Annotated in this window: 16 protein-coding genes; 6 read left to right on the top strand and 10 right to left on the bottom strand. The window is 65.5% G+C overall.

What is annotated here, in order from left to right:
* Positions 1-113: 113 nt before the first annotated feature.
* On the top strand, positions 114-1,319 hold the full coding sequence (locus DKB74_RS04415) for a pseudouridine synthase (RefSeq protein ID WP_109806843.1): 1,206 nt from the start codon (positions 114-116) through the stop codon (positions 1,317-1,319).
* On the top strand, positions 1,319-1,855 hold the full coding sequence (rsmD, locus tag DKB74_RS04410) for a 16S rRNA (guanine(966)-N(2))-methyltransferase RsmD (protein ID WP_109806842.1): 537 nt from the start codon (positions 1,319-1,321) through the stop codon (positions 1,853-1,855). Before DKB74_RS04415 ends, rsmD begins: the two co-directional genes overlap by 1 nt.
* Here the strand turns inward: rsmD and DKB74_RS04405 are convergent.
* From DKB74_RS04405 to DKB74_RS04365, 9 genes are all read right to left on the bottom strand, one after another.
* The gene (locus DKB74_RS04405; RefSeq protein WP_109806841.1) at positions 1,846-3,039 is read right to left on the bottom strand and encodes a class I SAM-dependent RNA methyltransferase; all 1,194 of its coding nucleotides are present in this window, start codon (positions 3,037-3,039) and stop codon (positions 1,846-1,848) included. The genes rsmD and DKB74_RS04405 overlap by 10 nt on opposite strands.
* Positions 3,036-4,445: an NAD(P)H-hydrate dehydratase gene (locus DKB74_RS04400; protein WP_109806840.1), complete on the bottom strand. Its 1,410-nt coding sequence runs from the start codon at positions 4,443-4,445 to the stop codon at positions 3,036-3,038. Before DKB74_RS04400 ends, DKB74_RS04405 begins: the two co-directional genes overlap by 4 nt.
* On the bottom strand, positions 4,442-4,855 hold the full coding sequence (locus DKB74_RS04395) for a hypothetical protein (protein ID WP_239987363.1): 414 nt from the start codon (positions 4,853-4,855) through the stop codon (positions 4,442-4,444). Before DKB74_RS04395 ends, DKB74_RS04400 begins: the two co-directional genes overlap by 4 nt.
* On the bottom strand, positions 4,836-6,557 hold the full coding sequence (ilvD, locus tag DKB74_RS04390) for a dihydroxy-acid dehydratase (protein WP_109806839.1): 1,722 nt from the start codon (positions 6,555-6,557) through the stop codon (positions 4,836-4,838). Before ilvD ends, DKB74_RS04395 begins: the two co-directional genes overlap by 20 nt.
* Positions 6,558-6,568: 11 nt before the next feature.
* On the bottom strand, positions 6,569-7,306 hold the full coding sequence (locus tag DKB74_RS04385) for an N-formylglutamate amidohydrolase (protein WP_109806838.1): 738 nt from the start codon (positions 7,304-7,306) through the stop codon (positions 6,569-6,571).
* Entirely contained in the window at positions 7,306-8,043 is a 738-nt protein-coding gene (locus tag DKB74_RS04380) for an enoyl-CoA hydratase/isomerase family protein (protein ID WP_109806837.1), read from the bottom strand. The genes DKB74_RS04385 and DKB74_RS04380 overlap by 1 nt, the downstream gene beginning before the upstream one ends.
* A 158-nt stretch (positions 8,044-8,201) precedes the next feature.
* On the bottom strand, positions 8,202-9,032 hold the full coding sequence (locus DKB74_RS04375; protein ID WP_109806836.1) for a 4-(cytidine 5'-diphospho)-2-C-methyl-D-erythritol kinase: 831 nt from the start codon (positions 9,030-9,032) through the stop codon (positions 8,202-8,204).
* A gap of 6 nt (positions 9,033-9,038) precedes the next feature.
* On the bottom strand, positions 9,039-10,610 hold the full coding sequence (locus DKB74_RS04370; protein WP_161956794.1) for a tetratricopeptide repeat protein: 1,572 nt from the start codon (positions 10,608-10,610) through the stop codon (positions 9,039-9,041).
* Positions 10,611-10,641: 31 nt separating this feature from the next.
* Positions 10,642-12,297 (bottom strand): electron transfer flavoprotein-ubiquinone oxidoreductase, encoded by a 1,656-nt coding sequence (locus DKB74_RS04365; protein ID WP_109806834.1) that lies wholly within the window; start codon positions 12,295-12,297, stop codon positions 10,642-10,644.
* A 115-nt stretch (positions 12,298-12,412) separates the two neighbouring features.
* Here DKB74_RS04365 and DKB74_RS04360 point away from each other — a divergent pair, with 115 nt between their 5' ends.
* The 3 genes from DKB74_RS04360 to moaB are packed head-to-tail and all read left to right on the top strand — an operon-like array spanning position 12,413 to position 15,484.
* On the top strand, positions 12,413-13,159 hold the full coding sequence (locus tag DKB74_RS04360; RefSeq protein WP_109806833.1) for a uracil-DNA glycosylase family protein: 747 nt from the start codon (positions 12,413-12,415) through the stop codon (positions 13,157-13,159).
* Positions 13,160-13,161: 2 nt separating this feature from the next.
* Positions 13,162-14,967 (top strand): lytic transglycosylase domain-containing protein, encoded by a 1,806-nt coding sequence (locus tag DKB74_RS04355; RefSeq protein WP_164497901.1) that lies wholly within the window; start codon positions 13,162-13,164, stop codon positions 14,965-14,967.
* Positions 14,957-15,484 carry a molybdenum cofactor biosynthesis protein B gene (gene moaB, locus DKB74_RS04350; protein ID WP_109806832.1) on the top strand — a complete coding sequence of 176 codons (528 nt, stop codon included), beginning with the start codon at positions 14,957-14,959 and terminating at the stop codon, positions 15,482-15,484. Before DKB74_RS04355 ends, moaB begins: the two co-directional genes overlap by 11 nt.
* A 21-nt stretch (positions 15,485-15,505) precedes the next feature.
* On the opposite strand, the gene DKB74_RS04345 is transcribed toward moaB, so the two are convergent.
* On the bottom strand, positions 15,506-15,847 hold the full coding sequence (locus DKB74_RS04345) for a VOC family protein (RefSeq protein WP_109806831.1): 342 nt from the start codon (positions 15,845-15,847) through the stop codon (positions 15,506-15,508).
* Positions 15,848-15,899: 52 nt separating this feature from the next.
* On the opposite strand from DKB74_RS04345, the gene DKB74_RS04340 reads away from it, so the two are divergent.
* Positions 15,900-16,976, top strand: coding sequence for a PA0069 family radical SAM protein (locus tag DKB74_RS04340; RefSeq protein ID WP_109806830.1), 1,077 nt, complete (start codon positions 15,900-15,902; stop codon positions 16,974-16,976).
* Positions 16,977-17,005 lie beyond the last annotated feature (29 nt).

The raw sequence follows: 17,005 nt of genomic DNA, 5'->3' as shown, positions 1-17,005 counted from the left end.
CTTTCCCTCTCGCAACGCACCGAACGCGATTTCGATCATTTTTTCGTCAGCGACCGATCGCCCTGTTCGCATTGCTTTGGCTGGCGGCGACAAACTGGCTATAGGCACGCCCCGTGTCCCTATCAAAGCCCCGAGAAGCGCAACGAATCGCGAAGCTGCTGGCCCGTGCCGGAATTGCGTCGCGCCGTGAGATCGAACGCATGATCGCCGAAGGGCGTATCGCCATCGACGGCGTTACGCTCGATACGCCGGCTACACTGCTCACGTCGCTGCGTGGCGTCACCGTGGACGGCAAGCCGGTTCAGGCGCCCGCTCCCGCACGGCTGTTCCGCTTTCACAAGCCAGCGGGCGTGCTGACCGCGGCGAACGATCCCAAGGGCCGCGCGACGATTTACGACCGGCTGCCCGGCGACCTGCCCCGCGTCATTCCGGTCGGTCGACTCGACCTCAACACCGAGGGGCTGTTGCTGATGACCACCGACGGCGGTCTCAAGCGCCAGCTCGAGCTGCCCGCAAGCGGTGTCGAACGCAGCTATCGCGCCCGCGCCTATGGCGACGTAACGCAGGCGCAGCTTGAGGAGCTGATGGACGGAGTCGAGATCGACGGTGTCCGATACGGCCCGATCGATGCCAATATGGAGCGCCGGACCGGTGCCAATGTCTGGATCGAACTGACCCTGACCGAAGGCAAGAATCGGGAGGTTCGCCGGGTGCTGGAACATCTGGGGCTTCAGGTTTCGCGCCTGATCCGCACGCGATACGGCCCGTTCCTGCTCGCCGATCTGCCGACCGGCGCCGTCGATGAAGTGCGACAGCATGATCTGGTGCTTTTCCGCAAGACGCTCGACGCGCCCGGTGGCGGCAAGGCGGCGTCCAATCTCCAGCTCGCCCATAAACCCTATGTTCCGCCGGTAGCCAAAGCGCCCGAAGCGCCAAAGCCGAGCCGCACCGACACCGATCCGCGACGCAAGGCGGCACGCCCCGGCGCTGCTGCAAAATCCGGCGGGGCGCCCGCCAAAAAGGATGCTCGTCCGACAGCACGCGCCGACGACCGCCGCCGTCCGCGCCCCGAAGGTGTCGAGGATCGGCCGCAGCGGGGCAAGCCTGCCAACCGGCCCGTCCGCACCGCCGACGCGGCGGCGGACACGGGCAAGCCGCGCTCGGTGCGCGGGCCTAAGCCTGCACCGGGCAAACGTCCCGTGCGTACCGGGGAAAATGGCCCGCAGGGCGACACGCCCCGTTCGACCCGCCCGCGTACCGGAGCGCGCACCGGAGCGCCCGGCAAGCGTCCGCCGCGTCCGCGCGGGCCGAGGCGCTGATGCGGATCATTGCCGGATCGATGCGCGGCAGGCCGCTGATAGCGCCCAAGGGTCAGGCGACACGGCCGACCGCCGATCGCACGCGCGAGGCATTGTTTTCGATGCTCGCAAGCCGCCTGGGCGATTTCGAAGGGCTCGCGGTCGGCGACTTCTTTGCGGGGTCGGGCGCGCTGGGTTTCGAGGCGCTGTCACGTGGCGCCGCGTCCTGCCTGTTCGTCGAACAGGATCGCGCGGCGCTCGATGCGTTGCGTGCCAATGCCGAAAAACTGAGTATCCGGGCGGACATCCGGGCGACGTCGGTGCTGGCGCTCGGCCCGGCCGCTGCGCCGCTCGACGTCATCCTGATGGATCCGCCCTATGGCAGCGGCGCGGGCGTGGTCGCGCTCGACAAGCTCTCGCGGCTTGGCTGGACCGGACCCGCCACATGGATCAGCATCGAAACCGCACGCGACGAGGCGGTCAGCCTCGCCGGGTTCGATATCGATGCCGAACGCGTGCACGGCAAGGCGAAGATCACGTTGTTGCGTCAGGCCTGACGCACGAACTTCGCCGCCACCTCGACATGCGTCGACCAGCGGAACTGGCCCACCGGCTGTACCCATTCGAGGCGATAGCCACCGTCCTGTAACATCTCAGCATCGCGCGCGAAGGTGCTGGGATTACAGGAAACATATGCGATCACGGGTGCGGCTGCCTTCGCCAGCTCGGCAATCTGGTCCTTCGCGCCGGCGCGCGGCGGATCGAGGATGATCGCATCGAACCGGTTGATGTCCTCCACCATCAACGGGCGGCGGAACAAGTCGCGATGTTCGGCCAGCATCATCCGCTGGGCGCGCCCGGCCCCGCCCTTCAGCGACAATAAAGCGTCGCGCGCGCCTTCGGCGGCATAGACTTTGGCGTTCGGGAACGAGAGCGCGAAGGTGCCGAGCCCGGCGAACAGATCGGCCACCGCGCCCGCTTCGCCCACCGCTTCCTGCACGGCGGAAACCAGCGCGGCCTCGCCCTCTGCCGTCGCCTGCAGAAAGGCCCCGACCGGGAACGGCACGGGCGCTCCGCCCAGCGTCACGGTAACCGGCTCGGGCTCCCAGCGCGGCTGGGGCCCATAGCCATCGTCGATCGAAAGCCGGGCAAGCCGGTGCCGTCCGGCAAAGCCGGTCAGCGCCTCTGCATTGCTCAGCCCCTCCGCCTGCACGCCGGAAACGCAGACATCGACACCCTGATCGACCAGCGTCAGCTGCACTTCGGCGCGCGACCGTCCGAGCATCGAGGCGAGCAAGCCGCGCAACGGTGCGATCAGCGCGAACAATTCGGGCGCGAGCACCCAGCATTCGGAAAGATCGATCAGATGATGGCTGGTCTGACGCGTAAAGCCCAGATGCACCTGCCGCCCCCGCCGTTCGGCATGAAGCGTCGCCCGGCGGCGCGTGCGTGGCGGCGATAGTGCGGGCGCGCGAACGTCGGTGGTAATGCCATGCGCGGTGAGCGCACCGGATATCCGCTGGACGATGAAATCGGACCATGCGGCATCGTCGAGATGCTGCAACTGACAACCGCCGCATTCGGGAAAGTGGCGGCATGGCGGCTCGCGATGGTGCGGGCCCGGCGTCACAATGCCGTCGGCACTGACGCGATCCCCCGGCGCCGCCAGCGCGACATGGCGCCCCGATTGCGTCACGCCGTCACCGCGTGAGGCCACATATTCGATGATTTCCTGAGTCACAGGCAATCGGCTATGGCGATGGGCAGCGCGTCGATCAAGCGGTCGGCATGGAGCGCGGGTCCGCAATAATGGGCGGCGCGGCCATGAAGCCACACTGCAGCGCCTGCAGCATCCAGCGGCGATGCCGGTTCAGCGGCAATGCGTGCGGCCAGAATGCCGGCCAGGACATCGCCCGTCCCTGCGGTCGACAGCCAGACCGAAGCGTTCGCGGAAAGGATCGCCTGTCCATCGGGCACGGCGATCACAGTATCAGCGCCTTTGTGCAGGATCGTCGCACCGCTGGCTTTGGCGGCGTGCAACGTGCGGATAATCTTGCTCTCGTCGGCGGCGCCGAACATGCGTTCGAACTCCCCCGAATGCGGCGTAAGCCAGGTCGCCGCGCCACGATCCGAAACGCGCCGTGCGGCGGATTCGCCGAGCAGGCTCAGCGCGTCGCCATCGAGGATGAGCGGATGGCGGCACGCCAGCACGGTGTCGAGCCAGCGCGCGGCATCGCCCTCGCGGCCCAGGCCGGGGCCGAAGACGACGGCACCGATACGATCATCGTCGAGCAATGCCGCGAGTGCCTGCTGCGAGCCGATCCGCCGGCGCACGATCGCGTCGGGCGGCCCCTCGCCCGGATCGCTGCCGGTCAGGACAACATAGCCCGCGCCGCTTGCCATCGAGGCCCTTGCGCAGAGCCGCGCAGCGCCGGGCATCGCACCTTCGATCACGACGACAAGTCCGCGCGTATATTTATTGGCGTCCGGCGGCGGCGTTGCCAGTTTCGGGCGCGTCAAGCTTCGCCATGCCGATTCGACCGGAATGCCGATATCCGCACAGAGCACAGCGCCGCTCTTTTCGCGCCCTTCGCCGATACAGTGCACGGGTTTGAGCGCACCGAGCGCGACCGTGCAATGCGCGTGCAGCGGCGATCCCAGCGCATCGCCGCTGTCGGTATCGAACCCGCTGGGAATGTCGATCGACAGGACGAACTCGGCTCCGTCGCACAGTTTTTTCAGCTGGGCCGCCAGATCGGGCGCAAAGGGTCGCGCCTTGCCGATGCCGAGCAGCCCGTCAATCAGAACCGGGCGCGGTTCGGCCTTCCCGATCGGGACCGTTCGCCCGGTCCAGCGCGCACGCATTTCCGCCGCGACACCCGGCTTGGGTTCGCCCCAGGCCGCGACCACGACATCCAGCCCGGCCGCGGCGAGCAGCCGGGCAACGACATGGGCGTCACCGCCATTATTGCCCGGCCCCGCGAGCACCAGCACCGGCCGGAGCATCGCAAAGCGCAATGCTTCGCGCGCCACCGCCGCGCCGGCGCGCTCCATCAGGTCGATCTGGGAAACGCCGCCGGCGAAAACGGCCTCCTCGGCGGCGCGCATGGCGTCGGCAGTGACGACAGCGACACCCGTAGGAATCATTGTGCCGCCATCGGTTTCACGGTGGCGGGCAGGCGATAGCGATCTTTCCCCACGGCGACTTCGATCTCGCTGTCGCTGATCGGCGTTACCACGCTTTGCTCCGCCCCGTCGGCGGCGATCACGCCACGTCCGTCATTGGTAACAAGCAGGCGGCGGAAACCGCCACTTGGCTGGCGGATCGTCAGATAGAGGCCGTCCTGGGTGGGAGTCCGGTCGATCGTGCACACGCGCGAAAAGCCTGTGGCGCCATCGGGCGCGCACAGGATCTTTCCTTCGGCTTTCGCCATCGCCTCGCGATTGGCCTGTTCGCTGACCTCGTCGGTCTTGTCGCGCAGCTGCGAGTCGCAGCCCGCAAGCAGCAACAAGGCGACACAGAGAAGCCGTGCCGGATCAGATGTCCGCGTAGACATGCGTTTCGGCGCTGGCTCCAGGATGCGTCACCGCACCCTTATAGGCAGGACCGACCGTCTGGGTATAGCGCCACAGCGCGCCCGACTGATAGTCGTTGACGCGCGGCTTCCACGCCGCCCGGCGTTGCGCGAGGACATCGTCGGCAACCAGCAGGTCGATCGTCCCGGCCACGGCATCGATGCGGATCGGGTCGCCATTTTCGACCAGTGCGATCGGCCCGCCCTCGGCGGCTTCCGGGCCGACATGGCCGATACAGAAACCGCGCGTCCCGCCCGAAAAACGACCGTCGGTGATCAGCGCGACCTTTTCGCCCATGCCAAGGCCATAGAGCGCCGCCGTGGTCGACAGCATCTCGCGCATGCCCGGGCCGCCCTTGGGCCCTTCATAGCGGATCACGATCACTTCGCCTTCGTTGATCTCGCGCTTTTCGACTGCGGCGAACGCATCTTCCTCGCAATCGAACACCCGCGCCGGCCCTTCGAACTCAAGCCGTGCCAGACCAGCCACCTTTACGATCGCACCTTCGGGGGCAAGGCTGCCGGTCAGGCCGACCACGCCGCCGGTCGGCGACAGCGGCGTCCTGATGTCGTGAATTACCTTCTGGTCGGGGTTCCAGCTGACCTGGTCGATATTCTCGCCCAGCGTCCTGCCGGTGACGGTCAGGCAATTGCCGTCGAGATACCCGCCTTCGAGCATCGTCTTCATCAGCATATAGACGCCGCCGGCCTCATACATATCCTTGGCGACATAATTGCCGCCGGGTTTGAGGTCCGCGATGTAAGGCGTTGATTTAAAGGCTTCCGCAACATCGTGCAGATCGAATTCGATCCCGGCTTCATTCGCCATTGCCGGCAGGTGCAGCGCCGCATTGGTCGATCCGCCGGTCGCCGCCACCACGCGCGCGGCGTTGATAAAGGCTTCGCGCGTGCAGATGTCGCGCGGGCGCAGATTGCGCTCGATCAGTTCCATTACCTGATGCCCCGCCGCAACCGCGATCTGCTCGCGCGTCGAATAGGGCGCGGGCACCATGTTCGAATTGGGCAGCGACAGGCCAATCGCCTCGCCCACGCACGCCATGGTGTTGGCAGTGAACTGGCCGCCGCAGGCACCATGGCCCGGGCATGCGACCTTTTCGAGCGCATGGACTTCGGAAATCGGGCAGGTCCCGGCGGCGAATTTGCCCACCACTTCGAACACGTCGACGACGGTGACGTCCTTGTCCTGATACCGGCCCGGCAGGATCGACCCGCCATAGACGAAGATCGACGGGATATTGAGCCGCAGCATCGACATCATCATGCCCGGCAGCGATTTGTCGCACCCGGCAAAGCCGACCAGCGCGTCATAGCAATGGCCGCGCACGCTCAGCTCGACCGAATCGGCGATGATCTCGCGGCTGACGAGCGAGGATTTCATCCCCTGATGCCCCATCGCGATGCCGTCGGTGACGGTGATGGTGTTGAACCGGCGCGGCGTGCCGCCATTCTGGATCACGCCCTGTCGCGCGGCATCGGCCTGGGCGTTGAGCGTGGTGTTGCACGGCGCGCTGTCATTGCCCGCACTGGCGAGCGCGACGAACGGCTTGGCGATATCGGCCTCATCGAGGCCCATCGCATAATAATAGCTGCGGTGCGGCGCGCGTTCGGGGCCGACGGTTACATGGCGGCTCGGAAGCCGGCTTTTATCGAAACGATTGGTCATGGCGCGAACGCCTATGTCGCGGGAGACCCTTCGGACGCAAGGCTATTGCGCACAAATCCGATCATTTGTTGCATCCGCGCGGCCCAGAGGCGGACGCCATCGGGATCGGCGATACCGTCCGCCCGGACTTCGACGGCCAGATAGGGGATGCCATGCGCTTCGCCATGGCGATTGAGCGTCGCGTTGAGCAGCTTGCCCGAATAGGGCTCGTTGTCGCCCACCTCCAGCCCTTGCCCGCGCAACCAGTCGATTGCGATCCGCGCGGCACGTTCGTCCTGATTGTAGAGGATGCCGACCGTCCACGGCCGCGCAGCATCGCTGGTCGCCAGCCTGGGCGTGAAGCTGTGGATCGAAACGATCAGTTCGGGCTGATCGGCTGCCACGCGTTCGGCGATTGCTTCGTGATAAGGATCGTAAAAGCGCGCGATCCGCGCCGCGCGATCGGCACCGATATTGCCCGGAATATCCCAACCGTCGCTTTCGGTGGGGATCAGCCTGGGATGGTCAGGCTCGCGATGCAGGTCGATGACAAGGCGCGACACTGTGGCGAGCACCGCCGGTGCATCGAAACCCTCGGCGAGCCGTTTTGCGACGTCCCGGGCGCCCGTATCGACCGCGATATGCATCTGATACAAATCGTCCGGGTCCAGAGTGACGCCGAGATCGATGTCGTCCGGAACATGCGACGACGCATGATCGCAGATGACCAGCAGGCCCGTGTCGTGGCCGTTAAGGACTTCGGGCGCCATCAGTAGCTCGGTCGCCGCCGCGCTCGGAATGCCGCCAGCCCCTCGCCAAATTCGGTGCCGCCGAAGCTCGCTTCGAAATCCATGTCATGCGCCTGTTGCCGCGGATCACCGAGCGTGCGCTTGAGCAGGCGCACCGCCTCGGGCGCGTTGGCGGCAATGCGATCGGCAAAGGCCGTGGCGAGCGGTATGGCATCTTCGGTCCGCAGCTCGATCAGCCCGATTTTCTCGGCATCGATCGCGTCGATGATTTCACAGGTGAACAGCATCCGGGCAGCCTGCCCCTTCCCCACCTGGGCCGCAAGCCGGGCGACATCCTCGCGCGGATAGCCGATGCCGAGCTTCGCCGGGGTCACTGCGAATTCCGCCGCGCCGCCGCCGATGCGAAAGTCGCATGCGAGTGCGAGCGCGACTGCCGCGCCATAGCATCCCCCATCGATCGCCGCGATTACCGGCATCGGCAACGCCGCCAGCGGATCCATCGCCGCGCGCATCGCACGGCGGAAGCGGGTTCGCTGATCGGGGTCGTTGCGCAGCGTGTCGAACTCGCCGATATCCGCGCCCGCGCTGAAAATCCCCGGTGCGGCGGAACGCAGGATCACCGCGCGTGCGTCGCTCGCGGCGATTTCGGTCACGGCGGCGGCGAGCGAGTCCCAGCCCGAAACCGGAATGGCATTGCGCGCAGCCGCCCGGTCGAGCGTCAACAGGGCGATATGGCCTTCGCGTGTCAGGTGAATCATCGCAGCGGCATGTGCCGCATGTTGGCCGGCTTGTCACCGGGGATGGCGCCCGCCGAAGCGGGGACCACCGACGGACGTTGCGCTCCCGGCGTTCGATCCGCTGCCCGACGGCATAGCCGCACGCTGGTCAACAGCGGGTTAGGATCGTTGGTAAATGCTCACACCAATTGGGTAGCGACTGCCCACCAATCAGGATGCTCTGCGCGCGCGCGCCGATGCGCCGCCGCGCAATCGTCCGCGGTGTCGAACAGCGCGAAACAGGTCGCTCCCGAACCCGACATCCGCACCATCCGGACTCCGGCCATTGTTTCGAGCCAGGCGATACTATCGCCAATCGCGGGCGCGATCTCCCGCGCGGGGGGATAAAGGTCGTTGCGCGACGCCATGGCGACTTCGATCACCGGTCCCGACGGCAACGCGCCACCATCGGCGCCGTCCCAGCGTCGGAAAATCTCGCCGGTCGAAACCGCGATGCCGGGGTTCACCAGCAACACCGGAGTGCCGGGCGCGCCTGCAATCGGCTGCAGCTTTTCCCCGCGCCCCTTTCCAATCACAGTCGTGCTGGCAAGGCAGGCGGGCACATCCGACCCCAGATCGTCGGCGATTTGCCACAGACGGGCGTCATCGGCCGCAATGCCATGCAACCGCGCAAGCGCACGCAGCGTCGCCGCCGCATCGGCCGATCCACCGCCGATACCCGACGCCACCGGCAATCGCTTTTCCAGATGGATCGCATGCGTTTGCGCAATGCCGAAAACCGCGCAAAACGCATGTTCGGCGCGGAGCACGAGGTTATCCGCTTCGCCGACCAGGGCATCGGCGAAGTCTCCGCTCACCGCAAATGCGGGAGCATCGCTCGCTTTCACCGACACCGCATCGCCATGATCGACAAAAGCGAACAGCGTCACCAGCTCATGATAGCCGTCCGCGCGCCGCGCGCGGACATGAAGCGCCAGATTGAGCTTGGCCCGCGCCTGTTCGACGATCATTTCGGATCAGTCGGCGGCCATGGCCGTGCCGGGGCCATGGCTGATTTTCCGCTGCAACCGCGCGCTCTGTTCGGCATCGGCATAGACCGAAGCCGCCTGCCAGGCATAACGCGCCTCGAACCGGCGACCGACATGCCAATAGGCATCGCCCAGATGCTCGTTGATCTCGGTGCTTCCCGGCGCGCCCTTTGCCGCGAGTTCCAGCAGCGGCACCGCACGATCGACATCGCCTTGCAGGAAATAGGCCCAGCCCAGCGAATCGGTAATCTGCGGATCGTCGGGGCGCAGGTCATGTGCGCGTTCGATCAGGTTCGTCGCCTTTGCCAGATTGACGCCGCGTTCGATCTGCGCGCGTCCCAGCGTGTCGAGCGCCACCGGTTCATCCGGCGCCAGCGCCACCGCCTGCCGCAGCGCCGCCAGCGCATCGTCCCAATGCCCTGCCGCGTCGAGCGCGCGGCCACGCGAAACATACAACACCCAATTGGCGGAGCCTTCGGCACGCGCAATCGCCATTGCATAGGCTTGCGCGGCGGCTTCGTAGCGCTCGTTCGCCGCCAGCAGGTCGCCATAGCTTTGCGCGTCCTCGCTCGTCGCGCCGCGCCGGTTGGCGATTTCCCGGGCGCGCGTCAGCGCTTCCTCGGTTCGCCCGGCGCGCGCGAGCACGTCGATCGACACGATCCGGGCCTCATCGTCGAACGGACTGGACGCGGGGATTTGCGCCAGCACTTCGAGCGCGACCTGGTCGGCACCGTCGCGCGAAAGCGCGTCGGCGAGCAACAGCCGCAGCCGATCGTCCAGCGGATCGAGCATCAGCCCGGTCCGCGTCAGCATGATCGACAGCACCACTGCGTCCTCATGCGCCAGATCCCCTGCGACGCGCAGCATTATCCGCGACAGCGCGAATGCCATGCCGGGCTTTTGCCGTCCCATGCGCCGGAGATATTCGGAAAGTTCGCCCTGTGCGCCGATCGCCAGCGCGCGCGCGGCATCGCGCTGGCCGGTCGATGCCAGGATGACGGCACCGTCGAGCGCCAGATCGGGATTGCCCCGCCCCGTCGCCATCAGCGCACGGATGGCGCCCGATGCGACGGCGACATCGCCGGTCGCCAGCCCCAGCAGCATGCGATTTTCGGCGTTGAAACGGCGCTCCAGCCCGCTGTCGCTCGGTTCGGAAAGCGGCGCGAAGGGATCGCCGCCATTTTCATATGCCTGCCAGGCGCGAAGCGACGGCAGCATGAAATTGAACGGCCCTTTGGCAATATCGGCCATCAGCCGGTCGATCGCCATACTGTCCTTGTCGCGCACCGCGACCGCCAGCAGATAGAGCGAAACATCGGGTGGCGTCGCTTCGCCCGATGCCAGCACCCGCGCCGCGCGCGTCGTCAGCGCCTCGTCGCCGGCGGCAAGCCCTTCGCGATAGGCGCGCAGCGCAACCATCTCGTCGTCGGGCGCATTGTTCAGCGCATTGGCATAGGCGGCAACCGCGGTCCGCACGTCGCCGTCCGCGTCCGCAGCCATTGCGCGGACATAGGCGCGTCCGTCGACTTGCTGCGCCAGCGCCGGCCCTGCGCCGACCATCGTCAGCAGGGCCAGCGCCGATACCAGCCATTTACATGTTGGGATAATTGGGGCCTCCGCCGCCTTCGGGTACGACCCAGTTGATGTTCTGGGTGGGGTCCTTGATGTCGCAGGTTTTGCAATGGACGCAATTCTGCGCATTGATCTGGAACCGCGGGGTTCCTTCTTCCAGGCCGACGACTTCATATACACCCGCAGGGCAATAGCGCTGCGCGGGCTCTGCGTACACTGGCAGATTATAGTCGATCGGAATGTCCGGATCCTTGAGCGTCAGGTGACAGGGCTGATCTTCCTCATGATTGGTATTCGACAGAAATACCGAGGAAAGCCGGTCGAACGTCAGCACGCCATCGGGCTTGGGATAGGCGATCGGTTTCGCCTGGCTGGCATGCACCAGGCTTTCGTGATCCGGGTGGTGGTGCATGGTGAACGGCATGCGGATGCCCAGATATTCGGCCCACATCGTCATGCCCGCGAATATGGTGCCCCATTCGTCGCCGAACTTCTTCACCAGCGGCGCGGTGTTCCGCACCATGCGCAGTTCCTTATAAACCCAGCTCGATTCATAGGCGGCGGGATAGGCCGTCAGTTCGTCGGCGCTGCGATCCGCCTTGACTGCTTCGAACGCCGCTTCGGCGGCCATCATGCCGCTTTTCATCGCGGTATGCGTGCCCTTGATACGCGGCACGTTCAGGAATCCGGCGCTGTCGCCGATCAATGCGCCGCCCGGGAACACCAGCTTGGGCACCGACTGGAACCCGCCGTCGCTGATCGCGCGCGCGCCATAGGAAACGCGCTTGGCGCCCGCGAGGATCTCCGCGATCGCCGGATGCGTCTTCCAGCGCTGCATCTCTTCGAACGGCGAGAGATAGGGATTGGAATAGTTGAGCCAGGTGACGAAGCCGAGCGCCACCTGCCCGTCCGCCTGATGATAGAGGAAGCCGCCGCCATCGGCGTCTTCGCCCAGTGGCCAGCCCTGGGTGTGGATGACACGCCCCGGCACATGCTTGGCCGGATCGATATCCCACAATTCCTTGATGCCCAGGCCGTAAATCTGCGGGTCGCAATCCTTGCGCAGATCGAACATGCGCATCACCTGTTTGGACAGGTGACCGCGGCACCCCTCGCCGAACAGGGTATAGCGGGCATGGAGTTCGAGGCCGGGCTGATAATCGGGCTTGTGCTCGCCATCGCGCGCAACGCCCATGTCGCCGGTGGCAACACCCTTTACCGACCCATCGTCGTTGAACAGGATTTCGGCAGCGGCGAAGCCCGGAAAAATCTCGACGCCCAGTTCTTCGGCCTTGCCCGCCAGCCAGCGGCACAGATTGCCGAGCGATCCGGTATAGGTGCCCTTGTTGTTCATGAAGGGCGGGATCATGAAATTGGGCATCGACGATTTATGCTTCGCCGACAGATGCCAGTGAATATTCTCGGTCACCGGCGTCTGCGCCAGCGGGCAGCCGTCGTCGCGCCAGGTCGGCAGCAATTCATCGAGCGACTTGGGATCGATCACCGCGCCCGAAAGGATATGCGCGCCGACTTCGGACCCTTTTTCCAGGATACAGACCGACAGTTCGCTGCCGGCCTCATTGGCAAGCTGCTTCAGCCGGATTGCCGCCGACAGCCCGGCGGGACCGGCACCGACGATCACCACGTCATAGGGCATCGACTCGCGTTCGCTCATGCTCATCTCCTTCCGGGACACTCGTTATGCCTGTCGTCGCGTGTCCGCCACGTCTTGTCTCTGACCGGATGAAGGCAGATTGACCGCGACGTCAACCCGGGATTCTAAAGGGCTTATGGGGGCAGAACCAATTCTTGACTGGCGAGCAGAGGCAGCGAGTACGCTGGAATGGTGGCATGATGCCGGCGTCGATATGCTGTTGCAGGATGCGCCGCGCGACTGGCTGACGCGCGCGCCGCCGCCCGCCGCCGCTACGGCAACAACGGCGGCGACGACCGGCGGCGGCGAGGCTGCTGCGCCGGAGCCGCTGCCTCAGACCCTCGAATCCTTCCTGGCGTGGCGGATGAGCGAACATGCGCCCGAAAATGGCTGGTTTGCACCGCGCGTCGCTCCCGAAGGCGATCCTTCGGCGCCGCTGATGATCGTCACCGACATGCCCGAATCGGGAAATGGCGAATCACCTGCACTGATCGGCGGAGCCCCCGGGCGCCTGTTCGACCGGATGCTCGCGGCGATCGGGATGACGCGCGCAGACGTCTATATCGCGCCGGTGGCATGGGCGGCGCCGGTCGCCACCCAATTGCCGCCCGATTCCGAAACGCGCCTTGCCGACCTGGCCCGGCATCACATTGCGCTCGCATCTCCGAAACAGCTGCTTTTGCTCGGTCGTACGACGGAACGACTCCTGCTTGAGACGGACGGGGCGGACGCGAACGATGGTTTAGGCTATGTAAACCATTCGCGGGGCAAAATGGCGGCAGTGGCGTGCCTTCATCCCCGATTTTTGTTGAAGCATCCCGCCAACAAGGCGGACGCCTGGAAGAACCTTCAAATGTTGCTGATCCGGGGGAGCAGCCTGTGACGATGCGTATCATTCTAGCTGCCGCTGCGCTGGCGATGCCCGCCGCGGCTCATGCCGGGGACAAGGGGCTCGAACTGCCCCCATCGGTTCTGGCGCTGACCCATGACGGCGACAAGGCCGCAGCGAACGCGCGCGACAATGACGGCATTCCCGATCAGCTCAATGCCGAACAGCGCCGCCAATATGCGGCAGTGTTCGCCGCGATCCGCGCACAGCGCTGGGACGAAGCGGCGCAGCTTCTCGACGCGATGCGGCCCGGCATTCTCCACCCCATTGCGCGTGCCGAACTCTATACTGCCGCAGGGTCGCCGCGCGTCGAGCTTCAGCCGCTGCTCGACCTGCTCGCTCAGGCGCCCGAATTGCCGCAGGCCGGGCAATTGTCGCGCCTCGCCGACCTGCGCGGCGCGACCTCGACGCCGGCGCTTCCCTATGAGCAGGCGTTGCGCTGGTACAATGGTGCGCCGGTGCGCCAGCGGCTGCGCTCGATCAGCACGAACAGCGCCGCGACCGAAGTCGTGCTCGCTATGCAGCCCTATATCAAACAGGATGACGGCGCCGGGGCCGAGGCGCTGCTGGGGCAATTTGCCGCCGATCTGCCGCCCGATGCACTGACCGAATGGCAACAGAAGATCGCGTGGATATATTATACCGCGAATGACGACGCGAATGCCCGCCGCATGGCGGCCTTCGCGCAGCAGGGCGTCGGCGATTTCGCGGCACTGGGCGATTGGGTTCAGGGGCTCGCGGCATGGCGTCAGGGCGATTGCGAAGGCGCGGCGACCGCGTTCAATGCGGTCAGCGTGCGCGCCGCCGATGGCGATATGCGTTCGGCGGGGCTGTACTGGCTGTCGCGCGCGGACATGGCGTGCGGCCATCCCGAGCGGGTGTCGCCCAGCCTGAAGGCTGCCGCCCAATATGGCGAAACCTTCTACGGCATGCTTGCGCAGGAAGCGCTCGGCATTTTCGATGCCGCCGCCAATGGCGAAGCCTATGTCGTTCAGGATTGGCGGACGCTCGAACATTATCCCAATATCCGCGTCGCCGCCGCGTTGACCGAAATCGGCGAAAACGACCTTGCGGACGAAGTGTTGCGCCATCAGGCGCGGCTCGAAACCGCCGAGGAACATCCCGCGCTTGTCCGCCTGGCCGGACGACTCAACCTGCCGGCGACTCAGCTCTGGCTGTCGCACAATGCGCCCAACGGCACGTCCGAGGCCGAACTGGCGCGCTATCCCGCTCCGAACTGGACGCCCGACGGCGGATGGCGCGTCGATCGCGCGCTCGTCTATGCGCACACGCTGCAGGAATCGCGGTTCAATTCCGATATCCGCAGCGCCGCGGGGGCGATGGGGCTGATGCAGGTCAAGCAGGGTGCGGCGATCGACGTCAGCCGTCGGCACGGAGTCGATTACGCCAATGCCGATCTCACCGATCCCTCGGTCAACATGGAAATCGGGCAGAGCTATCTTGAGCAGCTGCGCGATTCCCCCTTCACCGGCGGGCTGCTGCCCAAGGTCATCGCGGCCTATAATGCCGGACCGACTCCGGTGGCCGAATGGAATTCGACCACGCACGACAATGGCGACCCGCTGCTCTATATCGAGAGCATCCCCTATTGGGAAACGCGGGGATATGTGATGATCGTCCTGCGCAATTACTGGATGTACGAGCGGCAGGAAGGCAAGGCTTCGGCCAGCCGCGCCGCGCTGGCGCAGGGCATGTGGCCGCGCTTCCCGGGTCTCCCCGGCGATGCGGCGGTGCGTGTGACCGCCGCTCCCGGTTTTTCGGCGGCAAACGGTGCCAATTGACGAGAACATCCCCTTCCGTCCGGTTCGCATTGCAGTTCTGACGGTATCGGATACGCGCGGGCCGGAGGATGACCGGTCGGGCGACACGCTGGTCGCACGGCTTACCGAAGCGGGGCACGAGCTGGCGGATCGCATGATCCTTCCCGACGATGCCGTGCGGATCGCCGCGCAGCTCGACATCTGGATCGACAATCCGGGTGTCGATGCAGTGATTTCGACCGGCGGCACCGGCGTTACCGGCCGCGACGTCACGCCCGAAGCCTTCGCCATGGTGTGGGAAAAGGAAATTCCCGGTTTTGGCGAACTCTTCCGCTGGTTGAGCTTTCAGTCGATCGGCACGTCGACGGTCCAGTCGCGTGCGACCGCCGGGGTTGCGCGCGGCACCTATCTGTTCGCGCTGCCCGGTTCCACCGGAGCAGTGAAGGATGGCTGGGACGGCATCCTCAGGGACCAGCTCGACATCCGGCACCGCCCCTGCAATTTCGTCGAGCTGATGCCCCGCCTTACCGAGCGCTGACCGGGCTCCCGCCATGCGGGATCACTGCGCTTCCGACTTCCACACTCCGAGCTCATGCCCGTGCGGGTCCTTGAAATGGAAGCGCCGACCGCCGGGAAAGCTGAAGATCGGCAGCGTCACCGTACCGCCCGCCGCCAGCACCTGATCCAGCGCCGCTTCCAGATCCTCGACTTCGATCACCGGCAACAGCTGCGCCGTCCATTGATCGGTATCGCCGTTCAGGCCCAGATCGACGTCGCCGCCGGTCATGCCGGCATAATCGGGACCGAAATCGGTGAAGCTCCAGCCAAAGGCCTGGGTGTAGAATTGCTTGAGCCCCGGCACATCGCGCACCGGCAGTTCGACATAGTTGATGCGGGCCATATCACACTCCAATGTTCTTGATATGTTCTAACGCTAGTCCTATCTTTGCGCAATGGGAAAACCACGGCCCTCGCGTGGTGCGACGCTCAACCGCGAAAGCACGCGTTTCGGCCTTGCCGAGCGCGAGGCGGATGGCGACTGGATCGACGCGCGCGAAGCAATCGATGGCGGCGCGCCCAAATTGCGCACGACCGTGACGGTGGAAAAGCCGAAAACGATCATCACGCGCAACAAATCGCCCGACATCCCCTTCGATCGTTCGATCAATCCTTACCGCGGCTGCGAGCATGGCTGTATCTATTGCTTCGCGCGGCCGACCCATGCCTATCATGACCTCTCGCCGGGTCTCGATTTCGAAACCCGGCTGTTCGCCAAGCCCGATGCCCCTGCCCTGCTGCGCGAGGCGCTGGCGAAGCCGGGCTATGTCTGTGCGAATATCGCGTTCGGCACCAATACCGATCCCTATCAGCCGATCGAGCGCGAGTGGCGGATCATGCGCGGATGTGTGGAAATACTCGCCGAAACCAGCCATCCGCTGACGATCACCACCAAATCGGATCGCGTGCTGCGCGATATCGATTTGCTCGCGCCGATGGCGGCGAAGGGGCTGGCGTCGGTCATGGTGTCGATAACCTCGCTCGATCCCCGGATCGCGATGACGGTCGAGCCGCGCGCGCCACATCCCGAACGGCGACTGACCGCGGTGCGCCGACTGGCCGATGCCGGCATACCGGTCATCGTATCGATCGCTCCGGTGATCCCGATGATCACCGATTACGAACTCGAACATATATTGGAGCGTGCTGCGGAATCCGGCGCACGGGCCGCGTCCTTCATTCCCGTTCGGTTGCCGCACGAAGTCGCCCCGCTGTTCCGGGCCTGGCTCGACACGCATTTCCCCGATCGCGCCGGCAAGGTGATGGCGACGATCCAGGCAATGCGCGGCGGCGGGCGCGACAATGATCCCGGTTTCTTTTCGCGGATGCGCGGCCAGGGTGTCTGGGGCGAACTGATGCGCAGGCGCTTCCATATCGCCGCGCGGCGCCATGGACTCGACAGGCCGGTTCCGCGCGTGCGCACCGACCTGTTTCGGCCGCCGCGCGGTGCGCAGGGAGAATTATTCGATTGATACAATGTAACCTTGCACGAAACACGCCG

Origin of the sequence: Stakelama portus (genome assembly GCF_003171655.1) — a bacterium.
GTDB classification, from domain to species: Bacteria; Pseudomonadota; Alphaproteobacteria; order Sphingomonadales; family Sphingomonadaceae; genus Sphingomonas; species Sphingomonas portus.
The sequence above is the reverse complement of the archived record's forward strand: the minus strand, read 5'-3'. Positions and strand labels throughout refer to the sequence as shown.

Coding starts and splice junctions, on each gene's coding strand:
- DKB74_RS04370 (WP_161956794.1), bottom strand. CDS start 10,610: ATGGTCGGCGCAGGGCCGGCGCTGGCGCAGCAAGTCGACGGACGCGCC.
- DKB74_RS04385 (WP_109806838.1), bottom strand. CDS start 7,306: ATGGCGCCCGAAGTCCTTAACGGCCACGACACGGGCCTGCTGGTCATC.
- rsmD (WP_109806842.1), top strand. CDS start 1,319: ATGCGGATCATTGCCGGATCGATGCGCGGCAGGCCGCTGATAGCGCCC.
- DKB74_RS04360 (WP_109806833.1), top strand. CDS start 12,413: ATGGGGGCAGAACCAATTCTTGACTGGCGAGCAGAGGCAGCGAGTACG.
- DKB74_RS04375 (WP_109806836.1), bottom strand. CDS start 9,032: ATGATCGTCGAACAGGCGCGGGCCAAGCTCAATCTGGCGCTTCATGTC.
- DKB74_RS04380 (WP_109806837.1), bottom strand. CDS start 8,043: ATGATTCACCTGACACGCGAAGGCCATATCGCCCTGTTGACGCTCGAC.
- DKB74_RS04400 (WP_109806840.1), bottom strand. CDS start 4,445: ATGATTCCTACGGGTGTCGCTGTCGTCACTGCCGACGCCATGCGCGCC.
- ilvD (WP_109806839.1), bottom strand. CDS start 6,557: ATGACCAATCGTTTCGATAAAAGCCGGCTTCCGAGCCGCCATGTAACC.
- DKB74_RS04365 (WP_109806834.1), bottom strand. CDS start 12,297: ATGAGCGAACGCGAGTCGATGCCCTATGACGTGGTGATCGTCGGTGCC.
- DKB74_RS04355 (WP_164497901.1), top strand. CDS start 13,162: ATGCGTATCATTCTAGCTGCCGCTGCGCTGGCGATGCCCGCCGCGGCT.
- DKB74_RS04340 (WP_109806830.1), top strand. CDS start 15,900: ATGGGAAAACCACGGCCCTCGCGTGGTGCGACGCTCAACCGCGAAAGC.
- DKB74_RS04395 (WP_239987363.1), bottom strand. CDS start 4,855: ATGTCTACGCGGACATCTGATCCGGCACGGCTTCTCTGTGTCGCCTTG.
- DKB74_RS04345 (WP_109806831.1), bottom strand. CDS start 15,847: ATGGCCCGCATCAACTATGTCGAACTGCCGGTGCGCGATGTGCCGGGG.